At 56.2% G+C, this 24,194-nt stretch carries 23 protein-coding genes and 3 tRNA genes; 23 read left to right on the top strand and 3 right to left on the bottom strand.

The window, feature by feature from the left end; translation table 11 throughout:
* The first annotated feature begins 2 nt into the window (after positions 1–2).
* The 23 genes from I6L46_RS09105 (at position 3) to I6L46_RS08995 (ending at position 20,567) form a co-directional block, all read left to right on the top strand.
* On the top strand, positions 3–2,204 hold the full coding sequence (locus I6L46_RS09105) for a DNA internalization-related competence protein ComEC/Rec2 (protein WP_216977930.1): 2,202 nt from the start codon (positions 3–5) through the stop codon (positions 2,202–2,204).
* 104 nt (positions 2,205–2,308) lie between these two features.
* The gene (gene msbA, locus I6L46_RS09100) at positions 2,309–4,072 is read left to right on the top strand and encodes a lipid A ABC transporter ATP-binding protein/permease MsbA (RefSeq protein ID WP_075115539.1); all 1,764 of its coding nucleotides are present in this window, start codon (positions 2,309–2,311) and stop codon (positions 4,070–4,072) included.
* Entirely contained in the window at positions 4,072–5,067 is a 996-nt protein-coding gene (lpxK, locus tag I6L46_RS09095; protein WP_216977929.1) for a tetraacyldisaccharide 4'-kinase, read from the top strand. The genes msbA and lpxK overlap by 1 nt, the downstream gene beginning before the upstream one ends.
* Positions 5,068–5,190: 123 nt before the next feature.
* Positions 5,191–5,379 (top strand): Trm112 family protein, encoded by a 189-nt coding sequence (locus tag I6L46_RS09090; RefSeq protein WP_005347033.1) that lies wholly within the window; start codon positions 5,191–5,193, stop codon positions 5,377–5,379.
* Positions 5,376–6,125 (top strand): 3-deoxy-manno-octulosonate cytidylyltransferase, encoded by a 750-nt coding sequence (gene kdsB / locus I6L46_RS09085; protein ID WP_216977928.1) that lies wholly within the window; start codon positions 5,376–5,378, stop codon positions 6,123–6,125. The genes I6L46_RS09090 and kdsB overlap by 4 nt, the downstream gene beginning before the upstream one ends.
* Before the next feature lie 212 nt (positions 6,126–6,337).
* Positions 6,338–6,982, top strand: coding sequence for a UvrY/SirA/GacA family response regulator transcription factor (uvrY, locus tag I6L46_RS09080; RefSeq protein ID WP_005337448.1), 645 nt, complete (start codon positions 6,338–6,340; stop codon positions 6,980–6,982).
* A gap of 127 nt (positions 6,983–7,109) precedes the next feature.
* The gene (gene uvrC / locus I6L46_RS09075) at positions 7,110–8,963 is read left to right on the top strand and encodes an excinuclease ABC subunit UvrC (RefSeq protein ID WP_216977927.1); all 1,854 of its coding nucleotides are present in this window, start codon (positions 7,110–7,112) and stop codon (positions 8,961–8,963) included.
* Positions 8,964–9,162: 199 nt separating this feature from the next.
* Positions 9,163–9,717 carry a CDP-diacylglycerol--glycerol-3-phosphate 3-phosphatidyltransferase gene (gene pgsA, locus I6L46_RS09070; RefSeq protein WP_005337443.1) on the top strand — a complete coding sequence of 185 codons (555 nt, stop codon included), beginning with the start codon at positions 9,163–9,165 and terminating at the stop codon, positions 9,715–9,717.
* 181 nt (positions 9,718–9,898) lie between these two features.
* Positions 9,899–9,974: transfer RNA gene (locus I6L46_RS09065), tRNA-Gly, on the top strand.
* A 35-nt stretch (positions 9,975–10,009) separates the two neighbouring features.
* Positions 10,010–10,083: transfer RNA gene (locus tag I6L46_RS09060), tRNA-Cys, on the top strand.
* Positions 10,084–10,124: 41 nt separating this feature from the next.
* Positions 10,125–10,211, top strand: a tRNA-Leu gene (locus tag I6L46_RS09055).
* A gap of 89 nt (positions 10,212–10,300) precedes the next feature.
* The gene (locus tag I6L46_RS09050) at positions 10,301–11,323 is read left to right on the top strand and encodes a site-specific integrase (RefSeq protein WP_216977926.1); all 1,023 of its coding nucleotides are present in this window, start codon (positions 10,301–10,303) and stop codon (positions 11,321–11,323) included.
* A 193-nt stretch (positions 11,324–11,516) separates the two neighbouring features.
* Positions 11,517–11,729 carry a hypothetical protein gene (locus I6L46_RS09045; protein WP_213391821.1) on the top strand — a complete coding sequence of 71 codons (213 nt, stop codon included), beginning with the start codon at positions 11,517–11,519 and terminating at the stop codon, positions 11,727–11,729.
* A gap of 130 nt (positions 11,730–11,859) precedes the next feature.
* The gene (locus I6L46_RS09040; protein ID WP_216977925.1) at positions 11,860–13,992 is read left to right on the top strand and encodes a VapE domain-containing protein; all 2,133 of its coding nucleotides are present in this window, start codon (positions 11,860–11,862) and stop codon (positions 13,990–13,992) included.
* A gap of 630 nt (positions 13,993–14,622) precedes the next feature.
* Positions 14,623–15,762, top strand: a complete 1,140-nt coding sequence (locus I6L46_RS09035) for a phage major capsid protein (RefSeq protein ID WP_216977924.1) — start codon at positions 14,623–14,625, stop codon at positions 15,760–15,762.
* 50 nt (positions 15,763–15,812) lie between these two features.
* Positions 15,813–16,340, top strand: a complete 528-nt coding sequence (locus I6L46_RS09030; RefSeq protein ID WP_216977923.1) for an HK97 family phage prohead protease — start codon at positions 15,813–15,815, stop codon at positions 16,338–16,340.
* On the top strand, positions 16,321–17,370 hold the full coding sequence (locus tag I6L46_RS09025) for a phage portal protein (RefSeq protein WP_216977922.1): 1,050 nt from the start codon (positions 16,321–16,323) through the stop codon (positions 17,368–17,370). Before I6L46_RS09030 ends, I6L46_RS09025 begins: the two co-directional genes overlap by 20 nt.
* Complete coding sequence (locus tag I6L46_RS09020; RefSeq protein WP_216977921.1) at positions 17,367–17,654, top strand: head-tail connector protein; 288 nt, start codon at positions 17,367–17,369, stop codon at positions 17,652–17,654. Before I6L46_RS09025 ends, I6L46_RS09020 begins: the two co-directional genes overlap by 4 nt.
* Positions 17,654–17,971 carry a phage head closure protein gene (locus I6L46_RS09015; RefSeq protein WP_216977920.1) on the top strand — a complete coding sequence of 106 codons (318 nt, stop codon included), beginning with the start codon at positions 17,654–17,656 and terminating at the stop codon, positions 17,969–17,971. Before I6L46_RS09020 ends, I6L46_RS09015 begins: the two co-directional genes overlap by 1 nt.
* A 9-nt stretch (positions 17,972–17,980) precedes the next feature.
* Entirely contained in the window at positions 17,981–18,148 is a 168-nt protein-coding gene (locus I6L46_RS09010) for a hypothetical protein (protein WP_161494967.1), read from the top strand.
* 206 nt (positions 18,149–18,354) lie between these two features.
* A complete protein-coding gene (locus I6L46_RS09005; RefSeq protein ID WP_216977919.1) occupies positions 18,355–18,615 on the top strand; it encodes a hypothetical protein in 261 nt (86 codons plus the stop codon).
* Complete coding sequence (locus I6L46_RS09000) at positions 18,563–18,943, top strand: phage terminase small subunit P27 family (protein ID WP_216977918.1); 381 nt, start codon at positions 18,563–18,565, stop codon at positions 18,941–18,943. The genes I6L46_RS09005 and I6L46_RS09000 overlap by 53 nt, the downstream gene beginning before the upstream one ends.
* Before the next feature lie 64 nt (positions 18,944–19,007).
* Positions 19,008–20,567: a terminase large subunit gene (locus I6L46_RS08995; RefSeq protein ID WP_216977917.1), complete on the top strand. Its 1,560-nt coding sequence runs from the start codon at positions 19,008–19,010 to the stop codon at positions 20,565–20,567.
* A gap of 581 nt (positions 20,568–21,148) precedes the next feature.
* On the opposite strand, the gene I6L46_RS08990 is transcribed toward I6L46_RS08995, so the two are convergent.
* Genes I6L46_RS08990 through I6L46_RS08980 form a run of 3 tightly spaced genes read right to left on the bottom strand, consistent with a single transcriptional unit; the run spans position 21,149 to position 24,120 of the window.
* Entirely contained in the window at positions 21,149–22,681 is a 1,533-nt protein-coding gene (locus I6L46_RS08990) for a tripartite tricarboxylate transporter permease (RefSeq protein WP_216977916.1), read from the bottom strand.
* A 9-nt stretch (positions 22,682–22,690) separates the two neighbouring features.
* Positions 22,691–23,122 (bottom strand): tripartite tricarboxylate transporter TctB family protein, encoded by a 432-nt coding sequence (locus I6L46_RS08985; protein WP_005350923.1) that lies wholly within the window; start codon positions 23,120–23,122, stop codon positions 22,691–22,693.
* Between the two features lie 11 nt (positions 23,123–23,133).
* The gene (locus tag I6L46_RS08980; RefSeq protein ID WP_216977915.1) at positions 23,134–24,120 is read right to left on the bottom strand and encodes a tripartite tricarboxylate transporter substrate binding protein; all 987 of its coding nucleotides are present in this window, start codon (positions 24,118–24,120) and stop codon (positions 23,134–23,136) included.
* Positions 24,121–24,194 lie beyond the last annotated feature (74 nt).

Raw genomic sequence — 24,194 nt, 5'->3', positions numbered from 1 at the left:
CCATGGATCTGCGTCTGTTGTCGTTTGCCCTAGGGGCAAGCTCCTCACTGCTCTGGCCATGGTTACCTTCACTCGCATGGGGGGGCCTGTTGCTGTCCCTGCTGATCCCCCTTGCATGTTGCCGTGCTTGGCGGTGGCTGTTTCTCCTGCTCGGCATCCTCTGGATGCAGGCCAATCTTGCCTATCGGCTGGCCTGGCTGGAGCGGTTGGGCGATCAGACGAGCCACATGATAACCGCACAGCTGCAAAGTGCAGAGCCCGAGGGGGATAAATTTGTCCGGCTGCTGCTGCGGGTGAGCACCCTCGACGAGCAACCGGTGACACCTGAGCCCCTGATCCGGGTCAATGCCTATCAGGCATTGCCCGCCATGACAGTAGGTAGCCGGATCACTCTGGTGACCTCGTTGAAATCGGCTCACGGTCTTGCCAACGAGGCGGGGCTGGATGGGCGGCGTCTGCTGCTGGGCAAGGGGATCACCGCCACCGGCAATTTGCGTCGGGTGATAGATATTCAACAGGCACCTGCGGGGTGGCGCGAACGCTGGTTGGGCGCGGCGACCGAGAGTTGGCGCCCACTTGATGATGCCCCCTTGCTGGCGGCGCTCACTTTTGGCGTGCAGAGCGGCATTACGGATGCCCAGTGGGAGCTGTTTCGCGGCAGCGGCCTGACCCATATCATCGCCATTTCAGGGCAGCATATTGCGCTGGTGGCGGTGCTCGGGTGGTGGCTGGGCAGGCTGTTTGGCCTGCGCGGCGCCATCATCACCTCCCTGCTCTTTGCCGCCGTCTACAGCGCGTTGGCCGGATTTGCGGTGGCCACCGAGCGGGCCCTGATCATGGTGCTGGTGTGGAGCGTGTTGCGCTGGAGCCGGCGAGAGTGGCCGGCCTGGCGCATCTGGTTGTGGGCCTTTGTGGTATTGACCCTCTGGGATCCCTTCGCCCTCTATTCGGCCGGTTTCTGGCTCTCGTTCCTGGCGGTGGCCATCTTGCTGCTGGTGGGATATCACCATGACAAACCGGGGCTCTGGCAGATCCAGCTCTGGCTGCTGCTCGGTCTGCTGCCGCTGCAACTGGCGTTGTTCGAGGGGATAGCCCCCCTCGCCATGGTGATCAACCTGTTGGCGGTGCCGCTCTTTTGTATCGCCATCATTCCGCTGGCCCTGATCGGTGTGCTGCTGGCGCCGCTATCCACCTTGCTCGCCTATCTCCTGTTCTGGCTGGCGGATTTGGGGCTCGGGTGGGTGCTGACGATCCTGAGCTGGCTTTCCGATCAACTGCAACTGTGGTGGCCACTGCCCGGCTGGTGGCTGCCGGTGAGTACGCTCTTGCTGTTGCTCTGGTTCTGCTGGCAATGGCGGGCGGCCCGCTGGCTCTTGCTGCCGGGGCTGCTGGCCCTGACGCTTTTTCTCTGGCCGGCTGCGCCGCGCTGGCAGCTGCGGGTGCTCGATGTGGGGCAGGGGTTGGCAGTGCTCATCAGCAAGGGGGATCGCGCCATCCTTTATGACACCGGCGATCGCTATCCCGGCGGCTACAACATGGCGGATGCGGTGATCCTGCCCCAGCTGAGCCATCTGGGGATCCGGGTGATCGATCGCCTCATCATCAGCCACAAGGATCGTGACCATGCCGGCAATCGCAAGCGACTGCTCGGCGCCATGCCGGTGCGCAGCGAGCTATCCTCTTATTCCTTCAGTGAGGGAACAACGCTCTGCCAGCGTGGGCAACAGTGGCGCTGGCAGGGGCTCTCGTTTGCAGTGCTCTGGCCCGAGCGCCCCGGTGGCGGGCGCAATAACGATGGCTGCGTGGTGCGTATCAGCGATGGGCAGCGCAGCGTGCTGCTGAGCGCCGATATCGAGCGGCAGGCCGAGCTGCGACTGGTGGCGCTGGAGGGAGAGGGGATGGCCAGCACCTTGTTGGTGAGCCCCCATCATGGCAGCCGCACCTCCTCCACGCCCCCGTTTGTCGCGGCGGTAGCGGCGCAGGAGGTGATCCACAGCGCCGGTTTTATGAATCAGTGGGGCTTTCCCCGTCCCGATGTAGTGGCCCGCTATCGGGATGCCCGCCAGTGGATCACCGGTCAGCAAGGGGCGATGCTGGTCGAACCCACCGAAGAGGGCTTGAGCGTCACCGCCGAGCGAGATCTGGGGCCTTGGTACCGGCGCAGTGGTGAGTGGTGGCGACCGCGAGTGTGGTTTGAGCAATAATCCGCCATTTCTGCCGTGTAGGAATGCGATATAGGTGGCGGCGCTTGGTGTCAGCCTGCGCTTTGGCTAGAATAGCCCGTCATTTCCATTACTAACGGCTATTCATGCAACAAGAAACCTCACAAGAGAGCTGGCCAGTATTCAAACGCCTGCTCGGTTATGTCCGTGATCGCAAGCTGGGCCTGGTCGGTGGCATCATCGGGATGCTGGGCTACGCCGCCGTGGATACCACCTTTGTCTACTCCATCAAGCCGCTGATCGATCAGGGCATCAATGGCAACGACAGCACCGTTTTGAAATGGATGCCTTTCTTCGTCCTCGGCATCGTGGCCCTGCGCGGTGTCGCCAACTTTCTCTCCAACTACTGCATGGCCTGGGTTGGCAACCACGTCGTGATGCGTCTGCAACAGCAGGTGTTCAATCACATGGTGGCGATGCCGATGAGCTTCTTTGACCGTCAGAACACCGGTCATTTGCTCTCCAAGGTGACCTATGACGCCAGTCAGGTCTCCTCGGCGGCGAGCACCACGCTGGTGACCCTGGTGCGGGAAGGGGCGACCGTGGTCGGCCTGCTCGGCCTGATGTTCTGGCACTCCTGGCAGCTGTCGGTGATCTTTTTGGTGGTTGGCCCGCTGGTGGGGGTCATCATCGGCCTTATCAGCCGTCGTTTCCGCCAGATCAGCCGTCACATCCAGCAGGCGGTGGGAGATATCACCACCTCCACCGAGCAGATGCTCAAAGGGCACAAAGAGGTGCTGATGTTTGGTGGCCAGAAGGTGGAAGAGAAACGCTTCTTCCAGGTCAGCAACAACATGCGCCAGCAAACCATGAAGATGGTCGCGGCTGATGCCATCGGCAGCCCGGTGGTGCAGATGGTGGCCTCCATCGCGCTGGCTGCCTTCCTCTATGTAGCTACCATCGATAGTGTGCGCAGCGAGCTGACTGCCGGTACGTTTACCGTCATGATCACCTCCATGATGATGCTGCTCAAGCCGCTGAAAAGCCTGACCGACGTCAACAACCAGTTCCAGCGGGCCATCACAGCCTGCCACAGCCTGTTTGGCCTGCTCGACACCGAGCCGGAGCAGGATACCGGCACCCGCACTCTGGAGCGTGCTCGCGGCGAGATCGAGTTTCGCAACGTCACTTTCACCTACCCGACCAAGGACACCCCGGCGCTGCACAACGTCAGCTTCAAGGTGGAGGCGGGTAAATCGGTGGCGCTGGTGGGCCGTTCCGGCTCTGGCAAGAGTACCATTGCCAGCCTGCTGACCCGCTTCTACGACATCGATCAGGGCGAGATCCTGCTGGACGGCATCAACATCCGCGAATACAAGTTGAGCGAGCTGCGCAAGCAGTACGCGCTGGTCTCCCAGCATGTTCATCTGTTCAATGACTCGGTGGCCAACAACATCGCCTACGCTGCAGAAGACAAATACAGCCGCGACCAGATCGTGCAGGCCGCCCGTATCGCTCATGCCGACGAGTTCGTCAGCAAGATGAGCAACGGGTATGACACTGTGGTTGGCGAGAACGGTGCATCCCTCTCCGGCGGCCAGCGTCAACGTGTTGCCATTGCCCGCGCCCTGCTGCGCGATGCGCCGGTTCTGCTGCTGGATGAGGCCACCTCGGCCCTCGATACCGAGTCCGAGCGCCACATTCAGGCGGCTATCGACGAGCTTTGCAAGGCGCGTACCTCGCTGGTGATCGCCCACCGTCTCTCCACCATCGAGAAGGCGGACGAGATCCTGGTGATCGACGAAGGTCATATCGTCGAGCGCGGGAACCACGAAGCATTGATGGAACAGCGCGGCACCTATGCCCAGCTGCGCGCTATTCAGTTTGGCAACGCGGGAAGCAAGGCCTGATGCTGGAACGGCTCTGGTATCGCAAAAGTGGCTGGCGCTGGTTGCTGGCCCCCTTTGCCCTGCTGTTTGCCATCATCAGCGGCACCCGCCGCTACGCCTATCGTCACGGCTGGCGCAAGGGGTATCGCTCCTCCTTGCCGGTGATCGTGGTGGGTAATATTTCGGTGGGGGGCAACGGCAAGACGCCGGTGGTGGTCTGGCTGGTGGAGCAGTTGCAAGCTCGCGGCTATCGCCCCGGGGTGGTGAGCCGTGGTTATGGTGGCAAGGCGCCCCATTACCCCTATCGGCTGGATGAGACCAGCACCACGGCGCAGGCTGGAGATGAGCCGGTGCTGATTGCCCGGCGCTGCGGCTGCCCCGTGGTGGTTGCCCTGAAACGGGCCGACGCGGTACGACTGCTGGAGCAGAGCGGTGAGGTGGATATCATCATCACTGACGATGGTCTGCAGCACTATGCGCTGGCCCGCGACATCGAGCTGGTGGTGGTGGACGGAGCGCGCCGTTTCGGCAACGCCTGCTTGCTGCCTATGGGGCCGCTGCGCGAGCCGGTCACTCGTCTAAAACGGGTGGACGCCATCATCTGCAACGGCGCCGAGCCGGGCAAGGGGGAGTACCCCATGCAACTGGTCGCCGACACCCCGCGCCGGGTGCGCGACGATGCGCCGTTGCCTGCCCCCTTGTCGGGGCAGGTCGATGCGCTGGCGGGGATTGGTCATCCGCCCCGCTTCTTTGCCACCCTCGAAGGGCTCGGCTATCAGCTGGATCAGCAGGCCGCCTACGGCGATCATCACCCCTTCGATCGGGATGAGCTGGTGGCTCGCTTTGCCAGCAAGCCGCTGCTGATGACCGAGAAGGATGCGGTCAAATGCCGCTCGTTTGCCCTCGATAACTGGTGGTATCTGCCGGTCAGTGCCGAGTTGCCCGCCTCCCTGCTCGATGCCCTGCTGCACAAGCTGGGGGCGAAGGCAAAGGGTGCGACCAAGGCGCAAGATTAATCTCCCTTGCCTGAGCGAGGGAGAAGTGGACCAATAGCGGTCCCGTATGGAATATCTGGTTGCTCGACATCCATCGCTGGCGTGATGAAGCCGCCAGCGCGACATCGTTGAAGGAGTATCGTTTTGGCTTTGGACATCAAGTTGCTCGACATCATCGCCTGCCCGGTCTGCAAGGGTAAGCTGCATTACAACAAAGCAGTTCATGAGTTGGTCTGCCGCTTCGACAAGCTGGCCTATCCGCTGGAGGAGGGGATCCCGGTGCTGCTGGAGAATCGTGCCCGTCCGCTCAATAGCGATGAGTTGCCGTCATGAGTTTCGTTGTCGTTATTCCTGCCCGCTATGCGTCAACCCGTCTGCCGGGCAAGCCGCTGGCGGATATCCATGGCAAGCCCATGGTGCAGCACGTGGTGGAGAAAGCCCTGCAATCGGGTGCCGATCGGGTGATCGTCGCCACTGACGATGCCCGGGTACAGCAGGCATTGTTGAGCACCGGCGTCGAGGTGTGCATGACCTCACCGGATCACCAGTCCGGCACCGAGCGTCTGGCCGAGGTGTGCCGTCATTACGGCTTTGCCGCCGATACCATCATCGTCAATGTGCAGGGGGATGAGCCGCTCATTCCGCCCGCCATCATTCGTCAGGTGGCGGACAATCTGGCCGCTGCCACGGCGCCGATGGCGACCTTGTCGGTGCCGATCAAGGATGCGGAAGAGGCGTTCAACCCGAACGCAGTGAAAGTGGTGACTGACAAGGATGGCTACGCCCTCTACTTCAGTCGTGCCACCATCCCCTGGGATCGGGATCGCTTTGCCAAGAGCCATGAGCAGATTGGTGACCACTACCAGCGTCATATCGGTATCTATGCCTATCGCGCTGGCTTCATTCAGCGTTATGTAGACTGGGCGCCAAGCGTGCTGGAGCAGGTCGAGGCGCTGGAGCAGCTGCGGGTGCTCTGGTACGGGGAGAAGATCCACGTGGCGCAGGCGCTCGAAGCGCCACCGGTTGGTGTCGATACCCAGGCCGATCTGGAGAAGGTGCGCGCCTTTTTGGCCAACTGATGGCTACAGCACTAACGTCATGAAAAACGGTGTCGCAAGGCACCGTTTTTTGTTTTGAAAATTTATATAATTATTTGATTTTAAACGCTAAACATGGGTTTTCTCAAACTTTTGGCGTGCATGGTTTGCCAAAGCGACGAGTTTGGTTATGATGCAAGACGCCCTGTTAACCCTAACCGGGCGGCTAAAACGAGATAAAACGGGGTGTTTGGGTGATAAATGTATTCCTGGTCGATGATCATGAGCTGGTGCGTACAGGGATAAGACGCATTCTTGAAGATGTGCGCGGGATCAAGGTGGTGGGCGAAGCACAGAGCGGCGAGACAGCAGTTACGTTCTGTCGCCAACACCATCCGGACGTGATCCTGATGGACATGAACATGCCGGGTATTGGTGGTCTGGAAGCGACCCGCAAAATTCTGCGGATCCGCCCCGATGTGCGCATCATAGTGCTGACCATTCATTCAGAAAATCCGTTCCCCACCAAGGTGATGCAGGCAGGCGCCGCCGGTTACCTGACCAAGGGGGCTGCTCCCGACGAGATGATCCAGGCGATCCGGCTGGTGCACTCCGGTCAGCGCTACATCTCCCCGGAGATTGCCCAGCAGATGGCCCTCAGCCAATTTGCCTCCGCTGACGAGAATCCCTTCAAGTCCCTTTCCGAGCGCGAGCTGCAGATCATGATGATGATCACCAAGGGGCAGAAGGTGACTGATATCTCCGAGCAGCTCAACCTGAGCCCGAAGACGGTCAACAGCTACCGCTATCGGCTGTTCAGCAAGCTGGGGATCAACGGTGACGTGGAACTGACCCATCTGGCCATTCGCTATGGCATGCTGGATGCCGATACCCTCTAATCGGCTGGCGTGTGGTCACAAAGGCGGCGCGTGCCGCCTTTTTGCTTTTCTGCCCTTTTGCTTTTCAGGCGGCGAGGGCAGTATGCTCTGCCCGTCAATTTTTGCCTTTGTGTGAGCCGAGTTGCTGATGACCCTCTCTTCCGAACCTCTCTTCGACAGCAAGGCGTTTCTGAGCGCCGTCACCCATCAAAGTGGCGTCTACCGCATGTATGACAGCGGTGGCACCGTGATCTATGTGGGCAAGGCCAAGGATTTGAAAAAGCGGCTCGCTTCCTACTTTCGCACCAACGTCGACAGCATCAAGACCCGCACCCTGGTGCGACAGATCGCCGATATCCAGGTCACCGTTACCCACACCGAGACCGAGGCGCTGATCCTCGAGCACAACCTGATCAAGCAGTACCAGCCCCGCTACAACGTGCTGCTGCGGGACGACAAATCCTACCCCTGGATCATCATCACCGCACACCAGCATCCGCGTATCGGCGTCCATCGCGGTGCCCGCAAGGTGAAGGGGGAGTACTTCGGCCCGTACCCCTCTGGCGGCGCGGTGCGTGAGAGTTTGCACCTAATGCAGAAAATATTTCCGGTACGCCAGTGCGAGGATGCGGTCTATGCCAATCGCACCCGTCCCTGTCTGCTCTATCAGCTCAAGCGTTGCGCCGGCCCTTGCGTACCCGGGTTGGTGAGCGAGGCCGAATATGCCCAGCAGGTGGAGCTGGCCAAGCTGTTTCTGGCGGGCAAGAACCAGCAGGTGATTGGCGAACTGGTGGGCAAGATGGAGTCCGCCAGCGGTGATCTGCGCTTTGAAGAGGCGGCCCGCTATCGGGATCAGATCCTGGCGCTGCGCCGGGTCACCGAGCAGCAGTCGGTGAGCGGCAACGTGCTGGATGAGCTGGATGTGGTGGGGGTGGCCTTCGAACAGGGGGCGGCTTGCATCCATGTGCTCTTTATTCGTCAGGGCAAGGTGCTGGGTTCGCGCAGCTACTTCCCGAAAGTGCCGGCCGATACCCCGCTCGACGAGGTGGTGCAATCCTTCCTGCTGCAGTTCTATCTGTCGGGGCAGGGGGGGCGGCAGATCCCGAGCGAGGTGCTGCTCGATGTGGCGTTGGAGGATGAGAGCGTCATCGCCGAGACCCTGAGCCAGACCGCCGGTTACAAGGTGCGGGTGGTGAGCCGAACTCGCGCCGAACGGGCCCGTTTTATCAAGCTTGCCTCCATCAATGCCGAGACGGCGCTGCGCTCGCGGCTTGCTCACAAGAGCACCATCACCGCCCGCTACGATCAGCTGGAAGAGCTGCTGGAGCTGGAGCGCCCCATCGCCCGCATGGAGTGTTTCGATATCTCCCACACCATGGGGGAGCGCACGGTGGCCTCCTGCGTGGTGTTCAACCGGGAGGGACCGCTCTCATCGGAATATCGTCGTTTTAATATCGACGGTATCACTGGCGGTGATGACTACGCGGCGATGGAGCAGGCGCTGGAGCGCCGCTTTGGCAAGCAGCAGGAGCCGGACAAGGTGCCGGACGTGCTGTTTATCGACGGTGGCCTCGGTCAGTTGCGCCGCGCCGAAGAGATCCTGGCCCGTCAGCTGGAGTGTCTCGGCGGCAAATATCCGCTGCTGGTGGGGATTGCCAAGGGGGTCACCCGCAAGGCGGGGTTGGAAACTCTCATTATGGGGGAGAGCCACGAAGAGCTGCATTTACCGGCAGATATGCCCGCTTTGCACCTTATTCAGCATATTCGCGATGAATCCCACCGTTTTGCCATTACCGGCCACCGGGCCAGACGGGCCAAGGCCCGCACCAGCAGCAGTCTGGAGGATATTCCGGGGGTGGGGCCAAAGCGACGGCAGGCGCTGCTCAAATATCTGGGCGGTCTGCAGGAGGTCAAAAAGGCGAGCGTGGATGAACTGGCCAAGGTACCCGGCATCAGTCAGGAGCTGGCCCAGACCATCCACGATGGCTTGCACAGCGCCTGAGCAGGGTTAGCAGCATGGCACAATCGCTAACTCCTTGATGCACAAGAGCCGTGACGCGGGGGGGCCGTAAATGCCATAATGGCCCTCGCATTTTGAGAAGATTGATGGATTAAAAAGACCAAGACGGGCGCCAGTGCGGTTGCATCGCAAATCGGCTTTGGCGCACTATGTAGCGACGTACAAGAAGTGGCTGAAAATAATGACAAACATACCTAACCTGTTGACGTTTTTCCGGATTTTGCTCATTCCCGTCTTCGTCATCCTGTTCTATCTGCCTTATCAATGGTCCTATCTGGCTGCCGCCATCGTCTTTATTCTGGCCGCTGCCACCGACTGGTTTGATGGCTATCTGGCTCGCAAGCTCAATCAGTCCACCGCCTTTGGTGCCTTCCTTGACCCGGTTGCCGACAAGATCATGGTCGCCGCCGCACTGGTGGTTATCGTCGAACACTACAACACCATCTGGGTGACCATCCCCGCCATGACCATGATTGGCCGCGAGATCATCATCTCCGCCCTGCGTGAGTGGATGGCCGAGCTCGGCAAACGCTCCTCGGTGGCGGTCAGCTGGATTGGCAAGTGGAAGACCATGATCCAGATGGTGTCGCTCACCGGTCTTATCTGGCAATACAACGTCTGGATGGTGTGGCTCGCCTATGTGATGCTTTATGTCGCCACCGTGCTCACCTTCTGGTCGATGTTCCAGTACATGAAGGCCGCCTGGGGCGATCTGACCCACCACGCCAACTTGTGAGTCACCCGCGCTGCAAGGTGAGGTTTCCGCTGATTTGAGGCAGGAAACGGCCAAAGGCGCTAAAACTGTTCAAAAAGGGTAAAAAATGCCCGAACGATCAGGTAATTAAATATTTCTGGTTGACTGGGCGAGGAACATCGCTAGAATGCGTCCTCGTAGTCAGGCAGTCAGCCAGACCAATGCGGGAATAGCTCAGTTGGTAGAGCACGACCTTGCCAAGGTCGGGGTCGCGAGTTCGAGTCTCGTTTCCCGCTCCAAATTCAGACAACAGAGAGCCAACTCTCTTTTGCATGGCGCGTTAGCAAAGCGGTTATGCAGCGGATTGCAAATCCGTTTAGTCCGGTTCGACTCCGGAACGTGCCTCCATATTGACAAGCCCGCCACGCGAGCTTGATACCGATTGCGGTGCCCGAGTGGTGAAATCGGTAGACACAAGGGATTTAAAATCCCTCGACGTTCGCGTCGTGCCGGTTCGATTCCGGCCTCGGGCACCATTAACTTGATGATTTTAAAAGAAAAGTTCTAACTCTGTCGGTGCGAGTCAACATCCCATTAGGCGCAATCAGGCGTAAGGATGTTGAAAATGGCAAAAGTACAAGAACGACAAGGCGCAAAAGGTAAAACCTACCGTGTGGAATTCATGCGGGAGGGTTCTCGCGTATCTAAAACATTTCGACTTAAAAAAGAGGCGGAAAAATTCGCCGCTTTAATCACCCTCAATGCTGACTTGGCCGGAACATTGGCTAACGTCACGCTCAACTCGTTAACCCTCCAAAATGCTATAGCTGAGTACCTCGACCAGCACACAGGCAAAGACCCCAACGCGAAAGGGCGTCTCAACTGGTGGGCCTGTGCGCTTGGTGCAGACAAGCTAATCGGCAAAATCACAAAACAAGACGTTAAAAAGTGCCTTCAGTCGATGCTTGATGATGGCATGGCTACGGCTACCCATAATCGGTACAAGTCCGCGCTGTCCTCCGTGTTCGAGTTCATAAACGACCGCTACGACTGCCAGCACAACCCCGCCCGCCAGATCAAACAAATCAAAGAAGCCCGCCAGCGTGAGAGATTCGCATCCCGTGAGGAACTGGAGCGACTATTAGCAGCTTGCAAGGTCAGCCAGTGGGAGCGCCTGCACCTGCTTGTGCTGATGGCCGTCAGCACTGGGGCTCGCCGTTCTGAGCTCCTGGGGCTACGCTGGAACGCGATCAACTTCCAAGACAAGACAGCCTATCTAAGCGACACCAAGAACGGCACAGACCGTGTTTTGCCGCTCACTGGCGACTGTCTGAACGAGCTGGCCGCCTTTCGTGAGATCGGGAATGGCTGGTTGTTCCCACACCCTGATGATCCCCTATTCCCTTTCAAGCACTTCGACAAGCATTGGTACGCCGCATTGGCACAGGCAGAGATCACCGGCTTGGTGTTCCACGGTCTGAGACACACAACCGGCAGTTACTTGGCTATGAGTGGGCAACCTCTGTCAGTGATTAAAGAGGTACTGGGCCACAAGACCATTGTCACGACCCAGCGGTACGTTCACCACTCCGTTGAGAGTAAAAAGGCAGCGGTGGATGAAGTTTTTGGAAACATTTTAAATAAATAATGACCGGATAAAACGGAATCTAATTAAATGTTTTTTCATTCGGTTAGATATTAAAAGAGTTATTTTGTAAAAATATATATTTACGTTTTTAATGTATAAAAACAGGGGGTTGCAATGCGAATCACTGTGAATCAATATAGAAACCGTTGGCTCGCACTGACAATATTAAAATCACTTTTCTGAGGGTATATATATGAACAAAGTACAAGAATTGGCTATGGACTTAAATAACTGGACTCCGATCCGGCAAGCTAACGTCCCTGGTATGAATTATCAGGTACTGTTACGGTGTTTGCGTAAGCGCGATGAAGATCCGTCTCTCCGTAAATGCTGCCGTGAGGTAGGGAATCGACTGTTTCTGAATAAGCCGCTGTTCGGTCTCTGGATGGCGGGTGAGCTGGAATGAAAAAGAGCTCCAATGTGTCCACACTGGAGCCCTCACCCTTTCAACTATGTATCCACACCATTAAAAGGTTTTTGCCGATTTCCAACGTTTTGCAAGAGCGTTGGAAATTGCACACACTAAAGGAAGCTGTATGCAACCTAAATATAATGATTTATCTGATCCCAGTCAAGGTGACTGGTTAGATAAACAGCTACACGAACTTAATATATATGACCTGATTCCGGTATATAAGTTACCCCAGTTGCCTAGCGACCCACTTAGGCACACACCGGCGAAGTATGCCAACGGGGAGAAGTACCCCATCCAGCATACCGAGTGGTCACGGGCTTGTAGAGACTGGGTAGGCATAAGACTTAACAGGTTTGTTCTGGTCGATTGGGACGGTTACAAGCCTGAATCTATTAGCTTTGACACCCTGGCAGAGGCTTTAGGTTTCACAGGTGATGAGTTAATGACACATTGTATCCAGTGGAACGCTGAAAGCACCTCGTTGCACTTCCTTTTCGTTATGCCGAACTGGGTGAATGTAGAAGAATTCAAACAGGCAAATAACGGAAAATGGTTTGCTGGTGTAGATATAAAAACAGGCAATCAGCTTGCTTATGTGAAAGCCTCGAAAACAAATAGGATGGCTGGTTTTGTTCCAAGGGAGGCACCATCGCCAGTGCTCGCCGCTCTGAAAAAAGAGGGTAAAACTAGCGCTCATATTAATACCAAAGTCATGCTTGATTCTGAGGCTATCCATACTATTAACGAATGTGACCCAGATACAGGGTATGACAAATGGTTAAAAGTTATCACCGGCACTGTTGACCAGTATGGCAAAGGTGAAGATGTAATAAACACGCTCGACCGGTGGAGCAGTAAGAGCAAAAAATATAAAGGTCGCCACGAGATTGAATCAAAGGTAAAGAGTATCACCCAAGGCGGCGGGACGACTTGGGGCACTGTCCTGCATATGGCTGGTAAGACGAGAGCACAAATTACACCAATATCAGCACATGAAGCGTTTAAAGGCTACCAGCTACCGCCAGACTCGCCAAAGCTGGTTGGGATGATGCGTGAGTATCCCTATCCGGATAGGACATTCGACAAGGCTAATAAACCGCTACAAACAAGCGACAATCTGAAGACATTGCTAAAGAACATGGGGATTCAAATCGCCACCAATAAGATGAACCTTAACCTGGACATTGAACAAGATGGCCGGATAGTTGAGCCGAGTTTTGAAGCTTTGAGATCAATGCTTATAGATGAGGCGCAAAAGACCGGTCTCCCCATCCAGACGATTGATTACCACCTAGCCGCCATCGGAGAGCAAAACAGTTATCACCCTATCGCAGCGGCACTCGATGGCAAGCACTGGGACGGCGTAGAGCGGGTGCAGCGTGTTCTCGATTGCCTGCCCTGCACTGACCCACCGCACAAAGACACAGTTTTCAAAAAGTGGTTTATAGCGGCAATGGCGGCGATCTACGAGCCTTCATTCTCCGCGAAATTGGTGCCTGTGCTGAAGGGGGGGCAATCGACCAGAAAATCGGCTTTCCTGTCTCGTGTCTGTTCCATCGTTGAGGGGAGCTTTCTACCTGAGGCCAGTCTGGATGCTGAGAACAAGGATTCAGTGATTGCTGTTGCAAGCCACCACATTGTTGAGTTGTCAGAGCTGGAACGGACAACCCGCAAAGAGGCCGGAGCATTAAAAGCACACATAACCAAGGACATTGACACTTTCCGAGCACCTTACGCCCGCAGTGCTATTAACAAGAGAAGGCAAGGCGTCTTCGTTGGCACGGTCAATGATGACGAGTTTTTCAAGGACACCACGGGTAACAGCCGCTTTGCTGTTATCGAGCTAACAGGCAAGATCAGCCTGGACGCAGTTAACGATATTCTCGGGTATTCCTACGATAATGGACGGGTTAGGCAGACAGACAGAGAGCAGCTTTTACAATTCTGGCTTGAGGTCAAACACTGGTATGACACCGGTTGGAGTTGGGTACTCACCGATTCAGAGTCAGAACACAGTGAGGCCAACAACAGCAGGTTCATGGTGAAGGGCGATTATTATCACCTCATCATGGAGAAGATGGAGCTATGGTGGAACGGCCATAATGTAGGCATAAGCGCTTCAGAGGCTGCCGGAAGGCTGGGCCTAAATGCCAGTTATTCCGGCAAAGTAGGTAAAGACCTTGCGCAACTGGCGAAGGATGGACTATTGCGAGTAGGTGAAGGCAGACAACGACGCCAGTATTTTAAAGCATGATCGGTATTAACTACGGGGGCTCACCAAATCGGTGGGCCTTTTTGTTTTCGGTGACAGTGCGTGACAGTACGTGACAGTGGCTTTTTATTGCACTGTCACGCCTACAACCCGCGCCACGCTTGGGTTTGCTGTAATCGGTGACAGTGTGACAGTAGTTTCTAATAGAGTAGATATGAGTAACAGGTAATAGGGGTATAGAGAGGGGTATAGGGGGTATATAGGGAAAAACACCCGCACACTGTCACCACATGGAGCAAACCCAGCAGTGGCGCGGGTTACAGACCGATAGCTCCACTGTCACCGCACTGTCACGCACTGTCACCGAACACCAACACAACTGCGCATAATTTTGAATGTGCTTAATAAATATTGAATAAACCCATCAAGATTTTCACTCAATTAAACAATCATTCCTCTGTATGACCCTGCCATCGACCGGCGCCATCCTCAAATTTTCGTATACGACCATTTCAGCGAACACCTGTACTCTCAATTACGTAAAATCCTTAGTAACAAGATTTTACGTAAGTTATTGAATTATAAGAAATTAACTCCTTGATCGGGAATTATCTCGGTGCTAGCTTGTGGACTGTCAACTGACGTTTTTTAACCCGATATCGAGGTCTTTTTATGAAAATTGAGCTTCTTAAGCGGTCTCTGAATGAAACCCGAGAGCAAATGAAAGCCTTGCTGGTCAAGGCTGAGAGCGAAACCCGCAGCATGGATCAGCAAGAGTTGGAGCAATTCAACACTCTGAGAGCTAAGGCGGAGGGGCTGCACTCAACCATTCAGGCCGCAGCAGCACTCGAAGAAACCGAGCTACGAGCAATGCCGAGCCAAGGCGACAGTGGGGCGACCAAACCGGCACCGACCCGTGACGAGCTCCGAAACTGGATGGCAAACGGCGAAGTGGCCGAGCGAAGCATGACAACCACCAACACAGCCGCCGTTGTCATTCCGGCAGTGCAGAAAAGCATTCAAGAGAAGATGGTTGCAGCTTCACCGTTGCGCCGCTTGGCCGCAGGCTTTACCACTGACGCTCTGACCTATGGGGTACCTGTTCAAGTAACTGGGGCTGAAGTTAAGCCTGGTGATGAAACCACCGCCCGAGGTGAGACCGCAGCGCCAACCATCGAGCTTGCCGAAGCAACGCTCGTGGAGCATTACGCACAACCTATGGTGTCCCAACGTATCCTTGACGGTAACGGCGGCGGCTATGACCTAGAAGGTTTCATGAATGGTTCGGTGGCGAAGGCTTACATCACCAAAGATAACCAGCTTCACGCCGACTTGCTCAACGACGCAGTAGAAGACCCAGCCGCGTTCACCTTTGGCAAAGTCCGCCTGGCTGGTTCCCTGACCGGTAGTGATATCAGCGTGATCCTGAAAGAGCTGCGCGCAGCTACTAAGGTTCTCCCCCTGGTGCACCGTTCCAATGCTCAATGGCTGGTTGCATCCGATGTGGTGACTTCTTTCAGCAACCTTGAAGACACCACCAAACAACCGCTGTGGGGCAGTGTCGAAGGTGGCGAAGGTAAATTATTGCTGGGCTATCCGGTAAATGAGTGCGAACAACTCACCCCTGGCACCATGTATCTCGCCAACTGGCCGGAAGCAATGTTTATCGTGGACAACCCCGCAGGCGGCAACCTCCGCGATCCATACAGCAAGAAGGGATACGTCTCTCTTTATAGCTGGATGTATAGCGGCAGCCAACTGACTGACCCCGAGGCGATCGTAAAGGTCAAAGTGACCGTTACCGCGCCGTAATGACTGAGATTGGCCCCTGTAATGGGGGCCTCTTTTGAAAGGGGAAAAGTATGAATATTGAAACCCGAGTATCAAAACTAGGCGCTGAGAGTGGCAAGCTCGTTGGTGTTGCAATTGCTTATGGCACCCGTTCGCAAGACCTGGGCGGCTTTGTCGAGATCATCGAGCCTGGCGCTTTTTCCAAGCATTTGGCGACTAATCCAGACGTTCGAGCCCTGTACGAGCACGACAAGAAAGACCTGTTAGGCAGGACAGCCAGCGGCACCCTGAAAATTAGTGATTCACCGCAGGGGCTGGCCGTTGAAATCGACCCGCCAGCAACCCGAGCCGGTGCTGATTGCGTGGAGCTGGTGAAGCGTGGAGACCTGTCTGGCATGAGTTTTGGTTTCAGTGTGGTGAAAGACCACTGGGACATGAAGGCAAAGCCACCAGTACGCCGCGTAATCGAGGCCAGATTGCACGAGGTAACGATAACCAGTAACCCAGCATACCTGACAAGCGCCATAGCGTTACGCTGCGCCTCAGGGGCTCTGATGAACGCAACAGAGTGGAGGCAGTATGAACTTCTGGCCGTTTAAGCGTAACTCGACAGAAACCCGCTCAATGAGTATCGAAGCGTTTATTGATGCAGTGACCCGAGTCAATAGCAGTTCGGGCGTGAGCGTGACCAGTGAGAGCGCCAACGGTCTGGCCGCTGTGTTTGCTGCCATCAGCTTTATTAGCAAGCAGGTTTCAGGCTATCAACTGACCGCCGCTAATCAAACAGTGGAGCAGTTACTTACTGTTTCGCCTGATGACGTGATGACTGCGCACAGTTTCAAAATGGCGCTGATGCAAAACCTGCTCCAGCACGGTAACGCCTTTGCTCGCATTCACTGGGGTTTGACCGGCTGGCCGGAACGCCTTGAGTTTATCGCCTCGCACCGTGTGGGCGTGAACGTTGACCAGAGTCACACGCTCCGCAATTACTGGATCGATGGCAAGGCCGAGCTGGTCAAAAACGTGGTGCACTGGAAAATTCACAGCCTGGATGGGCTCGTCGGTCGCTCGCCTGTCACAGTTGCGCGTGACGCTATCGGTTTGGGATTGGCACAGCAGAAGCAGGCAGCAGACCAGCAGGCCAACGGATTGAAGCCGAGCGGTATTATTGAATTCCCTGGCTATCTCAACAGTGAAAACGGCAAGAAATTCAAAGCGAGCCTTTCCGAAAGGAATCCTGGTGAAACCCTCGTATTGGAAGGGGAGGCCAAATGGAAAGCTGTGAGTCAGTCGAACGCAGATGCTGAATTCATTGAAAGCCGGAAATTTAGTGTTATCGAGGTGGCGCGTATTTTCGGGATCAGCAAGATATTTTTACAAGCTGATGAAGGTGGCGCGAGATATGACAATTTGGGCAGCGAGCAGCGTTCGCTGATGCTTAACACAATCAGCCCTTATCTTGATCTGATTTCAGCGGAACTTAGTCTAAAGCTGATGGTGCCTTGCTCGTTTAAACAAATGGACTTGTCTCGCCTTGACGCAAAGACCCGTTTCGATATTTATAAAACTGGTGTTGAGATTGGCGCATTGACTCCGGAAGAAATTAAATCGGCGGAGGGTTTTAAATGATCACTCTCGAATTAGTGAAAGAGCATTTGCGATTACCCGCAGTGACAGCAGAGGATAACATCCTGACGCTTTATATCGCGGCCAGTGTTGATGCAGCAAGCCACCATATCGGTGAGCCGGTAGTAAATGACAGCACGATGAAGCCGAGCATAAAGGCAGGTTGTTTGCTTCTGATTGGCACGCTGTACGAGGCCAGAGCCGATACCACCGAGTTACAGCGCCATATCGTACCACAGACCGTGGAGCGCTTATGGAGTGCTCACAGACAGCACGGGGTATTCTGATGGACAGAGGTCGATTGAATAAGCGCGTAACCATACTGGAGCGGGAACAGGGAACAAACGACTGGGGCGAACCTGTTGAAATTTGGACTCCCGTTCTTACCTGCTGGGCAAACGTTCGTTACGTTACTGGACGGGAAATTATCGAGGGTGGCTTGGTATTTTCAGAACAGACGATCACTGTAGTTATGGATTACAGCTCGCTGATATTACCAAAACACTTTATAGAAGCAGACGGAAAGCGATTCTCCATTCAAGCGGTTGCACCTGATGCAACAGATCGATTCATGAATGTCACAGCAAAACAATATATTCAATGAGGTATTAAGATGAAACTTATTATTCGGATCGGTAGTCGCGTTGTTGACGCAAAAGAAATTGCACGACCAGTGGAGACTTTTAAAAAAGACGACATTGTAACATGGGCGGGCGCTAAATGTGTTGTCGATTACGTGAACAACGACACACTGGCATTACAGATGGTCACTTATCCGTGATATTCCGCTGCGCTTATCCTGGCTGTGGTGCACGAATAAGCGAAAGTCAGCGCGGGCGGTGTGATAAGCACCCCCGCTCATTTACCCGAGTTCGTAAGCTACATAGCAAACAATATGGAAGTGCATCATGGAAAAGAGCGAGAGCAGCATTTATTCAGGTGTACCCGCTTTGTCTGATTTGTTTTCTGGAGGGAGTGATCACGCCAGTGGACGAGGTGGATCACATCATCCCGCTGGACGACAACAGCGACTTGGAGCACCTCACGCACCCAAGCGGATTGGCAGGGCTGTGCAAGTCGCACCACGTAAACAAAACAAAAAGTGATGGCAACCCAGCAGAGCTGGAGCGATACCGTCAACGAATAGAACAAGCCAAGAGGTTATACAATGAACAAAATGCCACCGATGCCACCGATGCCACCGAAGAAGCCCAGTTCCACCGTGGTGAAATATCCGCGACCATCTAACCCGAAGCTATTGGGCAAGGTGGGGCAAGCAACCTGGAAGCGCCTGATCCCGCTCCTGGTGAACCCGACGGATGGTGACTTGCAGTTACTGGAACAGCTTTGCATTCAAACCAGTGTAAACCAGCAAGCAGCAGAAGACATCCAGACCCACGGCACCCGCGCCACCAATGCGGCGGGCAGTAGTATAGCGAACCCGTCTTGCAACCTGTTCAACAGCACTAGCAAGCAGATCCTGCACCTGAACAAAGCTCTGGGTCTGAATGCGATGACCAAGCACGTGAGCCGTATGCCTCAACCGGATGAAGATGATGGCTTTGACCAGATCTGATGACCGCCCGTGGCACCGTTACGCGCTAGCAATCCGTTCCGGTGCCATCCCTGCATGTGCCGCCATGAAAAAGACCGTTGAGCGGTACTTTTCCGAGATTGTGAGAGATGACGTTTATCTTGATGAGGATGAGGCCGCCCGAGTGCTTCACTTCTGCAAGTTCATCACGCATCACAAGGGAGAGCTGGCAGGCCAGCCGTTCACGGTGGAAGACTGGGAGGCGTTTATCCTGGTCAATGCTTTGTGCATGAAGTGGCGCGACACCGGATTTAACAAGTACCGTGAAATTTTCGTGTTTGTGCCGCGAAAGAATGGAAAAACTTTTTTAGCCTCGACTTTCGCCAATTACCTACTGATTGCGGACAAAGGCCAACACGATATTTTCACCTATGCCAAGACCGCTGGACAGGCTCGCCTTGCTTTCGATGGTTGCAAGCAGCAAATACAGCAATCCAAAGCGCTTAGCAAGCGGTCGAAAGTGTTTGCCCACTATGTTGACTCACCCGCCAGCAAATCACGCCTGAAACCTGTGAGCAGCAACACGGGCGGGAACGAAGGGTTAGGGGGGTCGAGTATCTGCGACGAGTTACACACTCACCCAGACGGCGAGATGTTCTCTGTCATGCAACTGGCTATGGCCGCTCGCCGTCGAGCCTGGCATTTCATCATCACAACGGCTGGGACGAGCACGACGAGTTTCTGCAAACAGTACGCAGACCAATGCAAGCAAAGCACCAGTGAGACGCTGTTTTCAGCTATCTATGAGCTTGATGATCCGAGCGAGATGGACGATCCGACCCAGTGGGTCAAAGCGAACCCTAACCTGGGCGTTTCAGTTTTTGCCGACGAGATAGCCGCCAGTATGGAAACGGCGAGACTGATCCCAAGCCAGTGGGCCGAATTCCAGACTAAGCGGTTTAACCGGTTCACCAGTGGCGAGCAAGAATTTATCAGCGCCGCAGATTGGGCAGCCTGCCATATACCCGATGAGAGCTCCCCAATTGAGCGCCAGCCCGTCTATGTGGGCATTGACCTATCAGCAGCGAGCGATATCACTAGCGTTTACTGTGTGCAGCCTACGGGCGCAGTCGGTGAGGTGAGGGTTTGGGGTTATAACTTCCTTCCTCGCGCAGCCCTTGAACGTGGCAAGAAAAATGCTGGTATCTATGCCGAGTGGGTTCGAGAAGGACACCTGACCATTGCAGGAGAGCGGACGATTGATTATGAACATATCGAGCGCAAGATTTACGAGCTGGCCGAGCATTACGATCTGCAAAGCGTTTCCTTTGACCCTTGGAACTGTAACCAGACACTGACACGTCTAGAGAGCAACGGGATACCGGTCGAGAAGGTGAGGCAAGGTTTTATCAGCCTGTCAGCACCAACAAAAGCACTACAGGTTGCAGTCATTCAGCAGAAGGTGATTCACGGTAATGATCCGATCCTGAATTGGGCGATAGGGAACGTCTGTTTGGCTACCGATGCAGCCGCAAACATCAAGCCAGATAAAGCCAAGAGCGAGAACAAAATCGATCCGGTTGCGGCGTTGTTGAACGCTTATCGCACTTGGTCACTTGAGGCAGAGCAAGGCCAAATTGATGAAGCGTGGAGCGTTGCTATCTAGGCGTAAACTAGGCGGAAGACACCCAAAAACTAGGCGAAATCGAGTGATTCACAATGACTTGAAGGCCATATAAATCAATGATATGGTTGCCCCGTTGACTGCACTTACAGCTTTTAAAATCCCTCGACGTTCGCGTCGTGCCGGTTCGATTCCGGCCTCGGGCACCATTAAAATCAAAGAGTTACGAAAGGCCACTAGAAATAGTGGCCTTTTTCTTTTTCCTCCGAATCCACATTTGATCCAAACAGGTGTTGTCCGGTAGAGCCTCCGGCGTTTAATTGCCAGCTCAAGCTCACTATAAGGCTTGCCACCCCCTGACTCGGTGGGGAATACAGATCGAGAAAAAGGGATACAGCGGCCAGTCTGAATATTTCCTTGTCACGTAGCGGCTTGCTCATAAGACCTGCTGAATGACGTCAATTTGAGGCTCTTGAAGTGCCAGAGAACGCGGGGCGATTAGCGTTGATATATTGGGTGTTTTTATAACGTTAGTGACAGATGGATGCGGTCTGTTAAAAAGGGCGAGATCGTTCAGATCTCGCCCTTTTATATCAATATGTCACGTCATCTTTCTTATCGGATCAGGCTCCCTGCTCCGGGCGGGCGTCCGGGATCAGCGGATCGGCTTTGCGGCGGCGCAGCAGGCGTACCAGCGGGGGCAGGGTGATCACTGCAATGGCCAGTACCAGCAGGGTCTGGCTGATGCCGCTGCTCCACAGGATGGCGGTGTCGCCATTGCTGATGGAGAGGGCGCGGCGCAGGTTCTGCTCCAGCATTTCACCCAGCACGAAGCCCAGAATGAGCGGTGACATGGGGAAGTGCATCTTGCGCAGCAGGTAGCCAAAGACCCCGAGGCCCACCATCAGCAGCAGATCGAAGGTGGTGCTGTGCACCGCATAGACTCCCACCGCCGAGACGCTGGCGATGGCGGGCACCAAAAACCAGAGCGGGATGGAGAGCATGCGGGTAAAGAGCCCCACCATGGGGATGTTCATCACCAGCAGCATGACGTTGGCCAGCAAGAGGGCGGCGATCAATCCCCACACCACATCGGGCTGTTCGGTGAACATGGTGGGGCCCGGGGTGATGTTGTAGAGGGTCAGCGCCCCCATCATCACCGCTGTGGTACCCGACCCCGGCACTCCCAGTGTCAGCATGGGGATAAAGGAGCCGCAGGCCGATGCGTTGTTGGCCGCCTCTGGCGCGGCCACACCGCGAATATCCCCTTCGCCGAATTTGGCATTGGGCCCCGCCAGCCGTTTCTCGCTCATGTAGGTGATGGCGCTCGCAATGGTGGCACCGGCGCCGGGCAAAATGCCGACGAAGAAGCCGATGGTGGAGGAGCGCAACATGGTGCCGGTGCAATGGACCAGCTCCTTGAAGTTGAACAGCATCCGTCCGGTGGTGCGCACCAGCTTGGCGCCACTGCTGGTATGCTCCAGCATCAGCAGGATCTCGCTCACCGAGAAGAGGCCGATCACCACCACGATAAACTGCACCCCGTCCGAGAGGTGAACGCTGTCGAAGGTGAAGCGATAGACGCCAGTGTTGGCATCCACCCCGACGGTAGCGAGCCCCAGCCCAATCAGCGCGGCCATAAAGGATTTGAGCGGGTTCTGGCTCATCATGCTGCCAAGGCAGGCGATGGCGAACACCATCAGGGCAAAATACTCCGCCGGGCCGAAGGCCAGTGACCAGCGTGCCAGCGCCGGGGCGAACAGTATGATGCCGCCGATGGCGAGCATGGAGCCGACAAAGGAGCTGACCGCCGAGATGGAGAGGGCCACTCCCGCCTTGCCCTGCTGGGCCATGGGGTAGCCATCCAGCGCGGTCATGATGGCGGCGGCATCCCCCGGCACGTTGAGCAGGATCGAGGAGATCCGCCCGCCATACTCGCAACCTATGTAGACGGTGGCGAGCAGAATGAGCGCCGATTCGGGGGGCAGTTTCAGGGCAAAAGCCAGCGGCAACAGGATGGCGACCCCGTTGATGGGGCCAAGGCCCGGCAGCAGGCCGACTACGGTGCCGACAAAGCAGCCGATCAGGGCAATCACCAGATTCTCCGGGGTGAGTGCCACCGCAAAGCCCTGGGATAGGTACATCCAGGTATCCATATTGACTCCTTAAGAGAACCAGACGCCGAGGGGCAGGGTGACATCCAGCAGCCGGTCGAAGGCGAGATAGAGCACCAGACCACCGACGACGCCGGAGAGCAGGGCAGCCTTGGCAGAGGCGCCAAACAGGCGCCCCAGTACAAAGGTGAGCAGGGTGGTGGCCAGCGGAAAGCCCAGCCACTCGAAGCTGGCACCGTACCCGGCCAGCGCCACCACCATGATGGCGAGGTGGCGCAGGGTACGCAGCGGCGGCCAGCTGACGGTGTCCGGCTGGCGGCGCAGCAGCAACAGGGCGCAGAGCGCCATCAGGCCGATGATGCCGAGCGGGAAGGGGCGTGGCCCCAGCGGCTCATAGCTGTATTCGCTCTGGATCTGCCAGGCGATGGCGGCACCCGCCAGACAGAGCAGCAGCCAGATGGCGGCGAAGATGCGGTCGCTCATGGCTGCGGCTCCTATTTGGCCAGACCGAAGGCTTTGGCCTGCTCGCGATATTGCGCTACCTGCTCCTTGACGTAGCTGTCGAGGGCCTCGCCGGTGAGGTCAAACTCGAACAGGCCGCGCAGATCCCGCTGCGCCTTGAAGGTGTCGGTCTTCACCAGCTGATCGAAGGTCTGCTTCCACCACTGGTATTCGCTGTCGCTCACCTTGGGGCCGACATAGAAGCCGCGGATCACCGGCCACACCAGGTCATAACCCTGCTCCTTGGCGGTGGGGATGGTGGCCAGCTTGCCGGGCAGCCGCTCGGCTGAGAACACCGCCAGCACCCGCAGTTTGTCGCCGCCGATATAGGGCACCATCTCGCTCAGATCGCCGGAGACCGCCTGCACATGGTTGCCCAGCAGCGCGGTGACCGGCTCGCCGCCCCCTTCAAAGGCGACGTAGCGCATCTTGTGCGGGTCAACCCCGGCCTGTTTGGCCAGCAGCGCCGTCTTCATCCAGTCCTGACTGCCGATGGAGGCGCCTGCGCCGATCACCACACTGTTGGGATCGCGCTCCATGGCGCTCACCAGCTCCTTGAGGTTCTGATAGGGGGCATCGTGGCGCACCGCGATCATGCCGTAATCGGTGCCAACCGCCGCCAGCCAGCGCACATCATCCACCCCGTAACGGCCAAATTTACCCTGTGAGAGGTTGAGCAGGGAGCCATCGGAGAAGGCGACCACGGTCCCCGCCTCGGCAGGGCGCTGGGCCACGATGGCGTTGTAGGCCACGGCGCCGACCCCGCCCGGCATATAGGTGACCCGCATCGGCTTGTCGATGGTGCCGGTCTCCTGCAGGCTCACCTGCAGCAGCTTGCAGGTGAGATCGAAACCACCGCCCGGTTTGGCCGGTGCGATGCATTCGGTACGGCTCGGAGTCGTGGCACTTTCGGCCGCCTGCAGTGGCAGGGCGCCGAGCAGGGTCAGCAGGGCGAGGGCATGACGTGTGCGTTGCTTCATGGTTGTGTGCTCCATCTTGTCGTTGTTTTTCCTGGGTGTGACTCCGTCGATAGACGAAGTGATGCGAAATTGTT

It is taken from the genome of Aeromonas sp. FDAARGOS 1416, from assembly GCF_019048085.1.
Taxonomy (GTDB): Bacteria; Pseudomonadota; Gammaproteobacteria; order Enterobacterales; family Aeromonadaceae; genus Aeromonas; species Aeromonas veronii.
This window is presented reverse-complemented; position numbering and strand designations above follow the sequence as displayed.

Coding starts and splice junctions, on each gene's coding strand:
- I6L46_RS09045 (WP_213391821.1), top strand. CDS start 11,517: ATGAACAAAGTACAAGAATTGGCTATGGACTTAAATAACTGGACTCCG.
- I6L46_RS09000 (WP_216977918.1), top strand. CDS start 18,563: ATGCCACCGAAGAAGCCCAGTTCCACCGTGGTGAAATATCCGCGACCA.
- I6L46_RS09020 (WP_216977921.1), top strand. CDS start 17,367: ATGATCACTCTCGAATTAGTGAAAGAGCATTTGCGATTACCCGCAGTG.
- msbA (WP_075115539.1), top strand. CDS start 2,309: ATGCAACAAGAAACCTCACAAGAGAGCTGGCCAGTATTCAAACGCCTG.
- I6L46_RS09040 (WP_216977925.1), top strand. CDS start 11,860: ATGCAACCTAAATATAATGATTTATCTGATCCCAGTCAAGGTGACTGG.
- I6L46_RS08980 (WP_216977915.1), bottom strand. CDS start 24,120: ATGAAGCAACGCACACGTCATGCCCTCGCCCTGCTGACCCTGCTCGGC.
- I6L46_RS09010 (WP_161494967.1), top strand. CDS start 17,981: ATGAAACTTATTATTCGGATCGGTAGTCGCGTTGTTGACGCAAAAGAA.
- uvrC (WP_216977927.1), top strand. CDS start 7,110: ATGACCCTCTCTTCCGAACCTCTCTTCGACAGCAAGGCGTTTCTGAGC.
- I6L46_RS09030 (WP_216977923.1), top strand. CDS start 15,813: ATGAATATTGAAACCCGAGTATCAAAACTAGGCGCTGAGAGTGGCAAG.
- I6L46_RS08995 (WP_216977917.1), top strand. CDS start 19,008: ATGAAAAAGACCGTTGAGCGGTACTTTTCCGAGATTGTGAGAGATGAC.
- pgsA (WP_005337443.1), top strand. CDS start 9,163: ATGACAAACATACCTAACCTGTTGACGTTTTTCCGGATTTTGCTCATT.
- I6L46_RS08985 (WP_005350923.1), bottom strand. CDS start 23,122: ATGAGCGACCGCATCTTCGCCGCCATCTGGCTGCTGCTCTGTCTGGCG.
- I6L46_RS09105 (WP_216977930.1), top strand. CDS start 3: ATGGATCTGCGTCTGTTGTCGTTTGCCCTAGGGGCAAGCTCCTCACTG.
- I6L46_RS09025 (WP_216977922.1), top strand. CDS start 16,321: ATGAACTTCTGGCCGTTTAAGCGTAACTCGACAGAAACCCGCTCAATG.
- I6L46_RS09015 (WP_216977920.1), top strand. CDS start 17,654: ATGGACAGAGGTCGATTGAATAAGCGCGTAACCATACTGGAGCGGGAA.
- lpxK (WP_216977929.1), top strand. CDS start 4,072: ATGCTGGAACGGCTCTGGTATCGCAAAAGTGGCTGGCGCTGGTTGCTG.
- I6L46_RS09050 (WP_216977926.1), top strand. CDS start 10,301: ATGGCAAAAGTACAAGAACGACAAGGCGCAAAAGGTAAAACCTACCGT.
- I6L46_RS09035 (WP_216977924.1), top strand. CDS start 14,623: ATGAAAATTGAGCTTCTTAAGCGGTCTCTGAATGAAACCCGAGAGCAA.
- kdsB (WP_216977928.1), top strand. CDS start 5,376: ATGAGTTTCGTTGTCGTTATTCCTGCCCGCTATGCGTCAACCCGTCTG.
- I6L46_RS08990 (WP_216977916.1), bottom strand. CDS start 22,681: ATGGATACCTGGATGTACCTATCCCAGGGCTTTGCGGTGGCACTCACC.